We start from the raw sequence: 12,609 nt of genomic DNA, 5'->3' as shown, positions 1-12,609 counted from the left end.
TCAGAGCACCTTGGACACGGCCGCGAGCAGCTCCGGCAGCTCGTCCGACGGGTCCCGGTAGCGGTGCAGCGCGGCCCGCCCCTCCGTCCCGCGCAGCCGCGCGGCCAGCCGGGCCGGGACCACCGCCGTGGTGAGCAGCCCGGTGCCGCCGAAGCCCTCGACGGCCCAGCACACCCACGGCAGCGGGTAGTTGCCCGTCGGGCTGAAGAACACCGGCCGCTGCCCCTGGAAGGTCGCGTCGTAGAGACCGAAGCGGCTCCAGTTGGAGAAGCTGATCCGGCGGTGCTGCGGGTCGAAGCCGATCGGTACGCAGGAACCCAGCCCGGGGCGGCCGAGCTCGGCCAGGAAGCGCAGGTTGGCGCGCAGGTTGAGGTGGTCCTCGGTGTACCCCTGCACGGCGGTGCGCAGCGCCCCGGCGAGGGCGGCCGGGCCGTCCTCGGGCGCGTACGGCAGGTGGATGTCGCCGAGCAGGTTGCCGACCAGGGCGTCCGGCAGGCCGAGCGGGCGGCGGGCGTTGACCGGGACGGTGAGCCAGCGGGTCTCCCGGTCGCCGTCCAACTCCCGGAGGGTGTGGGTGATATGGGCGCAGACCGCGTCGCCGGAGGAGACCCAGCGGCCGGCCGCCGCGGCGAACTCCTCGCGCATCCGGGCCATCTCGGCGTCGCCGAAGTACAGCTGGACGGTCCGGTTGGCGCGCGGTCCGGCCGCCACCTCGCGGTCCAGCAGGGCGCGCTCGCCCGGTGCGGGCACCCGGAAGCCGGGCCGGCCGCAGTCCTCGGCGGGCAGCACCCGGTCGAGCAGCGCGTCCTGGTCCTCGACGAGCTCGGCCTCCGGGAGCTCCTCGCCCTCGACCGCGGCCGACCAGGCGCGCAGCAGCAGCGCGAAGCTGTGCAGGTCGCCGATCGCGTGGTGCCAGGAGCAGCCGAGCACGGTGCCGCCGTCGCCGGTGCGGGTCACCCGGACGGCGAGCAGCGGTCCGCCGCCGGTGCGGGCGGCCGGGGCGTCCAGCGGGTCGGCGTGCAGGGCGCCGGGCGCGGTGACCCGCCCCATGGACTCGGCGAGCGTGCCGTCGACGCGGTAACTCACCATCGGGACGCCGGAGTCGTCGCAGACCGCCTCCAACACGCCGTCCACGGTGCGCAGTCGGCCGGCGAAGACCGGGACCCGCTCCAGCGCCCGGGCCAGGCCGGCGGCGAGGCGGTCCTCGTCCAGCGCGCGCTCGAAGAAGAGCACGACCGAGACGGCGAGGTCGGCGAGCATGGTGTCGGCCAGGCCGCAGCGGACCACCGTTCCGGGAGCGGTGCCCGCTCTGACCGTGCGGGTGTCGCGCAACTGCGGCCAGACGCTCATCGATTCGCCCCCGGGGCTCGTGTGAGTCGTGCGGAGGGCCCCGGACGACCGTGCAGATCTCCCCGAACGATAGGGCAGCCTCCCGGCAGCGATCCAGTGGTCCAGTCCAATTTCGTGGTATCGGACCGGACGGACGGTACGGAACGGCGTCCGGACGCCCCCGGACCGCCGCCGGACTAGAATCCGAACCATGGGAGAGCGCCCGGGCGCGCCCGCCGCGCCGCCCCTGGTCCTCGTCACCGACACGGATTCGCAGCTGATCGACCCGCGCCGGGCGTACCACGTCGGCCGCGACCCGACCAGCGAGATCGTCCTCGACGACCCCCGGGTCTCCTGGCACCACGCCGTGCTGCGCACCACCGCCGGCCACTGGCACCTGGACGACGTCGGCAGCACCAACGGCACCTTCGCCGACGGCCGCCGGATCCGCTCCGAGGACGTCGGCCCCGGCACCCGGCTGCGGTTCGGCAACGCCGCCGACGGCCCGGCGGCCACCCTCACCGGGCTGCCCGGCGGACCGCCCGAGGGACCGCCGGACGGATCGCCCGACCCCGCGCCGGCCTCGGCGCCCGTCGAGCGCCCCTCGCTGGTCGCCCCGCGTGTCTCCGGCACCTTCCGCCGGCCCAGCAACATCCTCCGGCTGCCCGGCCGCACGGTGCTGATCGGCCGCGCCCCCGACAACGACCTCGTGCTCGACGACCTCGTGGTCTCCCGCCACCACGCCGAACTGCGCATCCTGCCCGACGGCGGCCACGAGATCGCCGACCTCGGCAGCCACAACGGCACCTACCTCAACGGCGTCCCTGTCGAACGAGCGCCGGTCGGCCCGGCCGACATCGTGGGCATCGGCCACTCCGCGCTCTGCCTCGCCGGGGACGAACTCGTCGAGTACACCGACACCGGCGAGATCTCGCTCAACGTGCAGGGCCTGGTGGTACGGGTCGGCGCCGACCGGCGGGTGCTGCTCGACGACGTCTCCTTCCCGCTCGCCGAGAAGGCCCTGCTCGCCGTCGCCGGCCCCAGCGGCGCCGGCAAGTCCACCCTGCTCAACGCGCTCACCGGACTGCGCCCCGCCGACGAGGGCACCGTGCTCTACGACGGGCGCGACCTCTACCGCGACTACGCCGAGCTGCGCCGCCGGATCGGCCTCGTCCCGCAGGACGACATCCTGCACACCCAGCTGACCGTCCGCCGCGCCCTGTCGTACGCCGCCGAATTACGCTTCCCCGGCGACACCGCCGCGCCCGAGCGCGAGGCCCGGGTCACCGAGGTGATCCGCGAACTGGGCCTGGACAGCCGGGCCGACCTGGTCATCTCCAGCCTCTCCGGCGGCCAGCGCAAGCGCGTCAGCGTCGCCCTCGAACTGCTCACCAAGCCCTCGCTGCTCTTCCTCGACGAGCCCACCTCGGGCCTCGACCCGGGCATGGAGCGCTCGGTGATGCAGATGCTGCGGAGCCTGGCCGACGACGGGCGCACCGTCGTCGTGGTCACCCACAGCGTGCTCAGCCTGGACGTCTGCGACCGGCTGCTGGTGCTCGCCCCCGGCGGCCGCACCGCCTACTACGGGCCGCCCGGCGAGGCGCTGCCGTTCTTCGGCTTCACCGAATGGCCGCAGGCCTTCGAGGCCTTCGAGAACGAGGACCACCAGGCCTGGCAGCGCCGGTTCCGGGAGTCCCCGCAGTACGAGCGGTACGTCGCCGCCGGGGCGCTGCCGCCCGCCCGGCCCGTCCCGGCGGCCGGGCCCGGGGCGGCGGACCCGATCGGCCCCGAGCAGCCGCAGGGCTGGTTCTCCCAGCTCGGCACGCTGATCCGCCGCTACACGGCGGTGCTCGCCGCCGACCGGCTGTTCCTGACCGTGATGATCGCCCTGCCGTTCCTGATCGGCGTGATGTGCCGGGCGATGGCGGGCAGCCGGCTCTCCTCGGAGAACGCGCTCAACATCCTGCTCACGCTCTGCATCGGCGGCCTGCTCACCGGCTCCGCCAACGCGGTGCGCGAGATCGTCAAGGAGCGGCCGATCTACCAGCGGGAACGCGTGGTCGGACTGTCCCGCTCGGCCTATCTGGTCTCCAAGGTGGTGGTGCTCGGCACCATCACCGTCGCCCAGGCCGCCGTGCTCACCCTGGTCGGGCTGGCCGGCGTCGACCTCGACCCCACCCTGCCGGGCGGCGTCACGGTGCACAGCGGGGTGCTGATGCCACCGCTGGCCGAGCTGATCCTCGCGGTCGCGCTGCTCTCCTTCTCCGCCATGATGCTCGGCCTGCTGGTCTCCGCGCTGGTCCGCAAGGAGGAGGCCACCATGCCGCTGCTGGTGCTGCTCTCCGTGGTGCAGATCGTGTTCAGCGGCGCCATGCTGAAGCTGCACGGGGTCCCCGGTCTGGAGCAGTTCGCCTGGCTGGTGCCCTCGCGCTGGGGCCTGTCCGCGATGGCCCGCACCGTCGACCTGCACACCGTGCTGCCGAACGACATCACCGACGACCCGCTGTTCCAGCAGGAGCGGGCCGGGTGGCTGCTCGCGCTGGCCGTGCTGGTCGGGCTGTCGGTGGCGCTGGCCGTCCTCGTGCTGGCCCTGCTGCGCCGGCAGGAGCCGGCGATCATGCGGAAGTGACTGCCGAAGTGAGTGCCGAGGTGAGTGCCGAGGTGAGTGCCGACGTGTTTGCGGACGTCTCCGGGGAAGTGGTGCCGACGTGACCGGGCCGATGGACGGGTCGGCGTTCAGCCCCACGCACGTCGCGCCGCCGGACGGCCTGCCCAGCTGGGCCGCCCCGGACCCGGAACAGCCCGCCGCCACGCTGGACGCGCTGCTGCCGCTCCAGCTGATCGGCCGGACCGGCGACTGGGCCCAGGTGCTCTGCTCCAACGGGTGGACCACCTGGGTCGACGGCCGGCTGCTGATCTCCCTGCCCGGCGTGCCGCCCTCGGCGACCGGCCCGCCGGCCCGCACCGCCGACCCGCGCCCCGCGCTGGCCGAGGCGGAGGGCGCGCTGGCCCGCTACCGCTCGCTGCTGGAGGACCTCGCCGCGGGCGGCGCCGACCTGGAGACCTTCCGGGACCGGGCGCACGGTCTGCGGATCGGTCTGGTGGTCGACGGCGAGCGGCTCTGGGTGTTCGACCAGGTGCACGACCGCTGGTGCTACTGCGACGGCCTGCAACTGCACACCTACGCCGCCGGTGGGCGCCCGAGCCCGCCGGCCGGCCGGGTGCCGGGCGCCGACGCGCCGACCCGCCTGGCGGAGCCGTGATCCCGCCCCCCGACGCCTCCGGCGACCCGCACCCGCCCACCGAAGCCGCGGCCGTCGAGCCCGCCGGCGTCGTGCGACCCGACGACGCCGTGCAGCCCGCCGCCGTTGAGCCCGACGACGCCGTGGAACCGCCCAACCTGCCCGCCGGCCTGGTCGGGCGCCGGGTCGCCGGCTACCGCCTGGAGGAGGAGATCGGCCGCGGCGGCATGGCCGTCGTCTACCGCGCCAAGGACCTCCGGCTCGGCCGCACCGTCGCCGTCAAGCTGCTCGCCCCCGAGCTGTCCCGCAACGAGGTCTTCCGCCAGCGCTTCATCCACGAGTCGCAGGTCGCCGCCGCGATCGACCACCCGCACATCATCCCGGTCTTCGAGGCCGGCGAGGCCGACGGCATTCTGTTCATCGCGATGCGCTACGTCGAGGGCGGCGACCTGCGCTCGCTGATCACCCGCAGCGGCGCCCTCCCGCTCGGCCGGACCGCCGGGCTCGCCCTGCAGATCGCCTCCGCCCTGGACGCCGCGCACGACCACGACCTGGTCCACCGGGACGTCAAACCCGGCAATGTGCTGGTCGCCGCCGGCACCGACAGCGAGCACCCCGAACACCTCTACCTCGCCGACTTCGGGCTCACCAAGAAATCCCTGTCGCTCAGCGGACTGACCGGGGTCGGCCAGATCGTCGGCACCCTCGACTACGCGGCGCCCGAGCAGATCTCCGGGCGCCCGCTCGACGGCCGCTGCGACCAGTACGGCCTCGGGTGCGTGGTCTTCGAGATGCTCGCCGGCGCGCCCCCGTTCCGCCGCGAGAGCGACCTCGCCCTGCTCTGGGCCCACCTCAACGAGCCCCCGCCCACCCTGCGCGAGCACCGGCCCGACCTGTCGCCCGCCGTCGACGCGGTGGTCGCCCGCGCGCTCGCCAAGGCACCCGGCGAACGCTACGAGAGCTGCCTCCGCTTCGTCGCCGACCTGCGCGCCGCCGCCACCGCCCCGCCCGCCACCGCCCCGCCCGGCGCCGCTCCCCCCGAGGGCGGCCCGTGGACCTCCGCCGGCCCGCCCACCGAGGTGGTCCCCGTGCCCGGTGGCCCGCCGCCCGGCGGCCCCGGTGTCCCCGAGCCGCCCGACTGGGCCCTCCCCGCCGTCCGTCCACCCGCGCGGAGGAGTTCCAGATGAACGCCGTCAGCCAGGTCTTCGCGCTGATCGCCGCCGCGGTCCACCTCATGGTGTGGCCGCTGGAGAGCTTCCTCTACGGCCACCCCCGGGTCCGCCGCCTGCTCACCGCCTCCACCGCCGACGCCCCGCAGGTGCGCCTGTGGCGGGTCAACGCCGGCTTCTACAACCTCTTCCTCGCCCTCGGCCTGGTGGCCGGCCTGGTCGCCCTGCACACCGGCGAGCCCGTCGTCGGCCGCACCCTGATCATCTACCTCAGCGCCTTCATGATCGCCGCCGGCGCCACCCTCGCCACCTCCGCCCCCCGCCTCTGGCGCGGCGCCCTCGCCCAGGCCCTCCCCCCGGCCGTCGTCCTCCTGGCCCACGCCGCGAGCTGACCGCCGCCGTCAGGAACCGGCCCCCGGCGGCGGCACCGCCTGCCGCACCGGACGCCGCAGTCCGCCCCGGCGGGCCAGGTGGTCGCTGACCTGTGCGCCGATCAGGTCGGTCAGCCGGCCGTCCGGACAAGGGAACCCGAGCCCCGCCGCGAGCGCCGCCCCGTGCACGTCGACGACGGCCTCGACGAGGACGGCGAACTCCGCGGCCGCGGCGCGTCCTCGCGCCCAACCGACAGCGATCAACACCACGGCCGGAACCACCGCCGGCCACCACCAGCACGCGACCGGCAGACAGGCCAACCCCCACACCTGGATCTCGGCGGACTGCCGGAACGCCGCCGAGGCCGCGGTCAGCTCCGTCCGCGCAGCGTCAGGCAGCACCAGCCAGAGCCGCGGCCAGGCCACGGCCAGGTCCAGCTGGTAGTAGGACCCGATCCCGGCGTGCAGCCGACTGAACCGCGCACCGATCCCGGACGTCGGGGCGTAGGCCCCGGTCGCCGGGTCCCGGCGGGCGCGGCCGAGCCCCCAGCGCCCCTCTCCCAGCCACACCTTCTGCACCAGAGGCCCCGCCTCCCGCACGGTCAGCGCCACCACCGTCGACACCAACGCCACGAACGCCACCACGGCCGCCAGCAGCACGGCGACCCGCACATTCGACGCGGTGGCCGGAGCCGCCGCGTCGGCCGAGGCCGTCACCAGCCGGCGGGCGTCCAGGGCGTCCCCGTGCCCGAGCACCCGGGCCGTCCAGCACAGGGCGACGAACAGGACACCAGGCAGGCCGAGTTGGACGGCCCAGCGCTCAGCGGCCTTGCCGAGGAACCCCTTCAGCAACGAGGTCATCGCCGCCGCCCGTCAGGCGCGCCGCAGCGGCGTCGCCCCGACCTCGCAGTGCGGCACCGACTGGCCGACGAAGCGCCTCCGCCAGCTCCGGTCGCAGCGTCCCGCAGGGCAGACCCACTCCGCGTCCGGCTCGCCGACCCGTCCGCCCGGGAGCGACGGTACCGAACGCAGGCCGCCGGGATCGATGACGAAGCCCGCCCGCTCCAGCGCCTCCGTCAGCTCCCCGACGGTCGCCTCGCCACTGCCGATGCGCGCCACCAGATCACCCGCCTCTCCGGGCCGGAGCTCCTCCCGAAGATCCTTCAGGTACTCGCAGACGTAGCCGACGACCGCTTCCTTCGAAAGCACTGACAACCTCCCCCGGTGTCCACCACCATGGCGTCATGTCTACCGCAGACACCTTCCCGCCGGACGGCACCGAACCGGAACTTGTTGCAGCACTAAGACACTTGACCGCGTATGCGGCAACCGGCGAGCACGGACGGCTGTGCACCGAGGAGGCGGCGCGCGACCGCGCCGCGCTGCTGAAGCGGGCCGGAGGAACGCCGTATTGCGAGCCCCGCAAGGCGCAGGCGCTCGGGCTCTGGGCCTGGGCCGACCTGCTCGCGGACCCGGCGGAGACGGCCGACGCCGTGAACGCGGGCACCGCCCGCTTCGCGGCCGACTGGCTCGCCATGACCGGCCGGACCTCCCTTGAGCTGCTGCCATCGCCTCTACGCGCCCCCGCGCCGGGAGACCGGGGCACCGACTGGCCCGCGGACGCCGCCCTGGCCGGCTGCGAGTCCGCCGCCACCGACCTGCGCGCATTCCTGCTCTCCGGCCTCGGCTGGGGGCGCACCCCCAGCGTGACGGCGGCCGTCGGCCGGTGGGACCAGGCCGTCCGGTTGCTGCAGGAGCGGCGCACCGCAGAGGCCGCGGGCATCCTGGACGAGGTACTCGAACGGCTGCCCGCCGGCCACTGGCTCCGCCCGACGACAACAGCCCTGGTCGGTGCGTTGCTCCTCGGCGAGTCGGTCGGGCACGGCCGGTCAGAGCCACTGCGCAGGCGCGCGCTCGCGGCGGCCCGGCAGGCGTGTGCCGAGGCACCGCCGGAGCACCCGCGCCGGGCCTGGTTCCTCAGCCTGCTGGAGCTGACCTCGGCCCCCGACGACCGGACAGCGCCAGGCTACTCCGCCGAGCTGGACAGGGCCGTCGACATCGGTCGCCAGGTCGTCGCCGCCGCTGAACCGGCCGACCCGGACCGGGTGGGGTACTTCACCGCACACCTCCCGATCCTCGCGATGCGCCTCACCACCGGGCCGGACGACGACGGAAGGCTCGGCGCCGAGTTGGAAGAGCTGTCCCTGCGGATCGTCGACGACGGGGCTGCCGACGCACCCTCCGTCGTCCAGGCCTTCAGCACCCTCGCCGCCTACCTGACCAGGCGGTACCAGGCCACCGGCGACACTCCGGTCCTCGTGCGGGCCCGGCGGTGCGTCGCGCGGTGGGCCGAACGGACGGCCGAGGACCCCGACCGCCTCGGCGAGGCGCGGATCGCCGAGGCCGAGCTCGATCAGGTCGAGTTCCGGTTCACCGGGGCCGTGGAACGGCTGGACGCGGGCATTGCCCACTGCCGGGCCGTGCTTGAGAGCCGCACCGGCGGGCTGGCCCGCGCGGACGCCCGCACCCTGCTGGGACGGCTGCGCGACGAGCGCCGCCGGGCCGTGGGCTCCTCGGACGGACTCGACGGGCCTACCGAGCCCCTCGACCTGCCGACCGTCGACCGGATCGCCGGAGATCCGGCGCTCGCCGCGATCGTCGCCCGGCAGATCGCACTCCGCGAGTCCGAGTCCCGCAGCAGCGCGTTCTTCCGGGCCGCCGAACGGGCCGTGGAGGCAGCCGCCGAGGGCGCCCCTCACGACCCCTCGGAGGTCGTGGCGGCTGCTGCGGCGCTCCTGGCCGTCATCGATCGCGACGCGAACGCGACCCTTGTCACCGTTGTGGAGCGGTACCGCGACGTGGTGACGAAACCCGGCGGGCTGGACCTCGACGCGCTCGCCGCGCTCGGCAGGCTGATGTCCACCAGCCCGGAGGTACCACCCGACAGCCCGGCCGGCCGGATCATCGGGCAGATCGCCGACGCGGTGACGGCCGGCAATCCCTGGGCCCCCGGCACGGCCGATCTCCTGCGGGTGCAGCTTGCCAACGCCCTGCCGGACACCGTCCGCGAGGCCGAGATCCTCTCCGCACTCATCGCTTCCGGAACGAGCCGCTACCAGGAAGTCCCTGACCCGGGGCTCCTCACCGAGCTCGTCTCCTACGCCGACCGTCTGGTCGCCCACCCCGCGGTTCTGCCCTCACACCTTGTGATGTACGCCCGCGACGCCGCCTCGATCGCCGCCCAGGCCGGGGATTGGACCGCCGCCGCCCGACTTCTCGGCGCTGCCGCGGACAGCGTCCCGCTGCTCGCCTCGCCCCGCCTCGGCCGCGACGACCTCGAACGCGTTCTCGGACGCCACGCCATGGTGCTCGGCGCCGACGCCTGCGCCGCAGCACTCACCGCGGGCGCGCCACCGCTGCGGGCGGTGCAGCACCTGGAAGCCGCCCGCGGCGTTCTGCTCGCCGGCGGTCTCGCCGCCCGCACCGGCCTCGGCGACCTCCACCGCGTCCACCCCGAGCACGCCGCCGAACTCGAGGCCCTGCTCACCGCCGACCACGGGGACGACCACGACCGGCGCCAGGCGGACGCCGGAAGCCGCGAACGCCTCCTGCGTCGCATCCGCCGGCTGCCGGGGTTCGAACGCCTGCTCCTGCCGCCCGGCGAGCAGGAACTGCTGGACCTCGGCGCGGCCGGCCCGGTCGTCGTCCTCACCACCAGTCACCTGCGCGGCACCGACGCCCTCGTGATCGCCGACGGGCGGTGCACCGTCGTCCCGTTGCCCGACGCTCCGACCGAGCGGGTCTACGAGCAGGCGGTACGCCTGGACGAACTCACCCGGCGGCGCGAGCAGGACGAGCGCGCGCAGGCGCTGTACCGGTCCAAACCGATCGCCGACCTGCTCACCTGGCTCTGGGAGACCGTCGTCGAACCGGTCGCCGAGACCCTCGGCCTGGCCCACCGGCCCGGTCACGCCCCGTCACGTCTCTGGTGGGTGCCCACCGGACCGTTCGCCCTGCTCCCCCTGCACGCCGCCGGTGTCACCGACATGCGCGGCCAGGACCCGACGCGCACCATGCTCGACCGGGCGGTCAGCTCGTACACCCCTACACTGCGAGCCCTGCACCACACCCGCGGCCGCTCCGCACCGGGCGCCGAACGTCCGATGCTCACGGTCGAGGGACCCGGTCTCCAACTGGCCGACGCGGAGACGGGCCACGTCCGCCGCCTCGTTCCCGGCACCGACCACCTCGACGCGACCACCACGGCCGACCAAGTGGCTTCCCGCCTGCACGCCTACTCCGCCGTGCACTTCTCCTGCCACGGCTACCGCGAGGACGGCCTCTCGCTAGCCTCCGGCACCCGGCTGACCCCGCGCCGGGTGGACGCGCTACGACTGGACGGGGCCCAGCTCGCCTATCTCTCGGCCTGCTCCACCGGGATCGACTCGGGCCGGCTGCTCGACGAGCCCCTCCACCCCGCGGCCGCCTTCCAGCTCGCCGGGTACCGGCACGTCGTCGGCACCCTGTGGCCGGTGAGCGAGGTCAGCGCCGTCGATGTCGCCGCGGCCTTCTACAGCGAGGTCCGCCTTCCCGGCGCGACCGACGGACGCATCGCCCGGGGCCTTGCCGGGGCGGCGCGACGGCAGCGCGCCCAGCGTCCGAACGACCCGCTGGCATGGGCGGGCTATCAGCACATCGGGCCCTGACCGGCCGGCCCCCACGAAGTCAGCGGGTCTCGCCGCGGCGGGGCAGGCGGGCCGCGGCGAGGGCGCCGAGCAGGCCGGCCAGCAGGCCCCAGGCGGCGGCGAGGGGGACCAGGGTCCACAGCCGCGGGTCGAGGGTGAGGGTGCCTCCGGCCAGGACGGCGGCGGGGCCGACCGGGCCGGCGGCCGGGCCGAGGACGGAGCTCAGCAGGTCGCCCAGGCCGCCCTCCCCGAGGCCGACGCCGAGCACGGAGAGGCCGTAGTCGGCGGAGACCCTCGTCCAGACGCCGACCAGGAGGACCGTGACGGCGGCTGCCGCCGCGAGCCGGACGGCGTGCTGCCAGGGGCGGACCCCGCGCGGCGAGCGGTGGGCGGCCAGCACCCCGGCCGCGAGCATCAGGACGGCGGCCAGCGGGAGCAGCCACCAGGCCCGGGCGTCCTGCTCGGCGAGCGTGCCGAGGCTCACCGTGCCGCCCTCCTGGCCCGGGCCGGTGCGCAGCACGGCGGCCAGCGGCTTGGGCACCGGCAGTCCGACCGCCCCGACCAGGTGGCCGTGCCACTGGCCGCCGAGGCCGACGCCGAAGGCGAGCCAGACCAGGTTGGGCAGCGCGAGCAGGGTGACGGCGGCGACCTGCCGGGCCCCGCCGTGGGCGGCGGCGGTGCCGATCGCGGCCGCCACCCCCAGCACGACGTAGCCGAGCAGCACCAGCAGCATCGCGAACGCGGCCGGGCGGACCGCCTGTTGGAAGGGCACCAGGGAGCGCGGCAGCGGTGCCCGGCGGGAGACCGCGAAGGTCGCGGCCAGCACGACCAGCAGCCAGAGCAGCCCGAGTCCGAGGGTGGTGGCGGGGTCCGCGCGGAACCCCACCTCGGGGTGGAGTCCCAGGGCGCCGCCGAGCTCTTCGGCCAGGCCCTCGCCGAGCGTCACCGTGAAGGTGTGCCGGGCGGCGGCGCAGAGCAGGGCGAGCGCGGCCAGCCAGACCACCGCCGTCCGGGTGGCGCGGCCGAGCAGTTCGCGGCCGCCGGCCACCGCGCGGTACCGCAGTTGGCGCAGGAACACCTCGGCCACGGTCAGCGCGCCGACCAGGCCGACGGAGAGCGGCATCGCGGTGATCCCGGCGTCGACCGAGCCGAAGAAGCCCGCGCCGCCGTCGAGTTCGACCGATCCGCCGACGGCCAGCGCGAGCGTGGCGGCGAGCACGGACGGGAAGCCGCCGTCGGGCAGTTCGTCGGTGCCGGCCGCCCACAGGCCGAGCGCGGCCACGACCGCCATCGCGACGAGGCCGGCCAGGACCACCGCCACCGCGTCCAGCCAGCCGCGCAGGGCGCCGGGCGGTCCGGCCGCCGGCGTGCCGGGCGGCCGGCTCGGACGGGCCTGCTGCTGCATGCGGGCCTCCTGTCGGGGTCGGTGTCCCCCGCGCGTCCGGTTCCGGCCCCCGCCCCGCGCCTGCCACCAGAGTGGCCCAGGACGGGTCGGCCCGCCCGGGCTGGGACGGCCGGGCCGGGGCGGGCGGCCGGCTCGGGCGGGCGCGGGCGCTGCTGTTGCGGCGGGCCGGGACCGGGGGCAGAAATGGATGCCAGTGGCAGGAGTCTCCTGCGCCGGCCGGGTGGACCTGGACCGGCCGTCTGCGAATCGGAGCCCCCGATGAGTTCCCAACCGCCTTCCTCCGGGTCGCCGCTCGGCCCGCCCTCCGGGCCGCCGTCCGGGCCGCTCTCGGGTCCGCCGTCGGGCCCGGGCCACCCCGGGCCGCCCGGGCCGCCGTTCGGCCCGCCCTCGGGCGGTGGCGGCGGGCGA

Annotated in this window: 9 protein-coding genes; 5 read left to right on the top strand and 4 right to left on the bottom strand. The window is 75.5% G+C overall.

The window, feature by feature from the left end; genetic code table 11:
• The gene (locus ACFC0B_RS11450; RefSeq protein ID WP_376084910.1) at positions 1–1,350 is read right to left on the bottom strand and encodes an acyltransferase; all 1,350 of its coding nucleotides are present in this window, start codon (positions 1,348–1,350) and stop codon (positions 1–3) included.
• A gap of 190 nt (positions 1,351–1,540) precedes the next feature.
• Between ACFC0B_RS11450 and ACFC0B_RS11445 the strand changes: the two genes are divergently transcribed.
• The 4 genes from ACFC0B_RS11445 to ACFC0B_RS11430 all read left to right on the top strand — a co-directional run bounded on the left by ACFC0B_RS11445 (position 1,541) and on the right by ACFC0B_RS11430 (position 6,132).
• Positions 1,541–3,958 (top strand): FHA domain-containing protein, encoded by a 2,418-nt coding sequence (locus ACFC0B_RS11445; protein WP_376084908.1) that lies wholly within the window; start codon positions 1,541–1,543, stop codon positions 3,956–3,958.
• A 79-nt stretch (positions 3,959–4,037) separates the two neighbouring features.
• Positions 4,038–4,592: a hypothetical protein gene (locus ACFC0B_RS11440; protein ID WP_376084906.1), complete on the top strand. Its 555-nt coding sequence runs from the start codon at positions 4,038–4,040 to the stop codon at positions 4,590–4,592.
• 89 nt (positions 4,593–4,681) lie between these two features.
• Positions 4,682–5,758, top strand: coding sequence for a serine/threonine-protein kinase (locus ACFC0B_RS11435; RefSeq protein ID WP_376085110.1), 1,077 nt, complete (start codon positions 4,682–4,684; stop codon positions 5,756–5,758).
• Positions 5,755–6,132: a DUF1304 domain-containing protein gene (locus tag ACFC0B_RS11430; protein ID WP_376084904.1), complete on the top strand. Its 378-nt coding sequence runs from the start codon at positions 5,755–5,757 to the stop codon at positions 6,130–6,132. Before ACFC0B_RS11435 ends, ACFC0B_RS11430 begins: the two co-directional genes overlap by 4 nt.
• 9 nt (positions 6,133–6,141) lie before the next feature.
• Here ACFC0B_RS11430 and ACFC0B_RS11425 read toward each other — a convergent pair whose 3' ends face one another.
• Together ACFC0B_RS11425 and ACFC0B_RS11420 are read right to left on the bottom strand one after the other, a co-directional pair.
• Entirely contained in the window at positions 6,142–6,972 is an 831-nt protein-coding gene (locus tag ACFC0B_RS11425) for a hypothetical protein (protein ID WP_376084902.1), read from the bottom strand.
• 12 nt (positions 6,973–6,984) lie between these two features.
• On the bottom strand, positions 6,985–7,320 hold the full coding sequence (locus ACFC0B_RS11420) for a hypothetical protein (RefSeq protein ID WP_376084900.1): 336 nt from the start codon (positions 7,318–7,320) through the stop codon (positions 6,985–6,987).
• A gap of 35 nt (positions 7,321–7,355) precedes the next feature.
• On the opposite strand from ACFC0B_RS11420, the gene ACFC0B_RS11415 reads away from it, so the two are divergent.
• Positions 7,356–10,817 carry a CHAT domain-containing protein gene (locus ACFC0B_RS11415; RefSeq protein WP_376084898.1) on the top strand — a complete coding sequence of 1,154 codons (3,462 nt, stop codon included), beginning with the start codon at positions 7,356–7,358 and terminating at the stop codon, positions 10,815–10,817.
• A 19-nt stretch (positions 10,818–10,836) separates the two neighbouring features.
• Here ACFC0B_RS11415 and ACFC0B_RS11410 read toward each other — a convergent pair whose 3' ends face one another.
• Positions 10,837–12,201: a streptophobe family protein gene (locus ACFC0B_RS11410; protein WP_376084896.1), complete on the bottom strand. Its 1,365-nt coding sequence runs from the start codon at positions 12,199–12,201 to the stop codon at positions 10,837–10,839.
• Positions 12,202–12,609: the final 408 nt, after the last annotated feature.

This window comes from Kitasatospora sp. NPDC056184 (assembly GCF_042268405.1).
In the GTDB taxonomy this organism is placed as follows: Bacteria; Actinomycetota; Actinomycetes; order Streptomycetales; family Streptomycetaceae; genus Kitasatospora.
Note: the sequence above shows the minus strand (reverse complement) of the source record. Positions and strands in the feature narration are given on the sequence as shown.

Bases quoted from the DNA above. Each gene is read 5' to 3' on its own strand.
- ACFC0B_RS11425 (WP_376084902.1), bottom strand. From the start codon at position 6,972: ATGACCTCGTTGCTGAAGGGGTTCCTCGGCAAGGCCGCTGAGCGCTGG.
- ACFC0B_RS11410 (WP_376084896.1), bottom strand. From the start codon at position 12,201: ATGCAGCAGCAGGCCCGTCCGAGCCGGCCGCCCGGCACGCCGGCGGCC.
- ACFC0B_RS11445 (WP_376084908.1), top strand. From the start codon at position 1,541: ATGGGAGAGCGCCCGGGCGCGCCCGCCGCGCCGCCCCTGGTCCTCGTC.
- ACFC0B_RS11415 (WP_376084898.1), top strand. From the start codon at position 7,356: ATGTCTACCGCAGACACCTTCCCGCCGGACGGCACCGAACCGGAACTT.
- ACFC0B_RS11430 (WP_376084904.1), top strand. From the start codon at position 5,755: ATGAACGCCGTCAGCCAGGTCTTCGCGCTGATCGCCGCCGCGGTCCAC.
- ACFC0B_RS11450 (WP_376084910.1), bottom strand. From the start codon at position 1,350: ATGAGCGTCTGGCCGCAGTTGCGCGACACCCGCACGGTCAGAGCGGGC.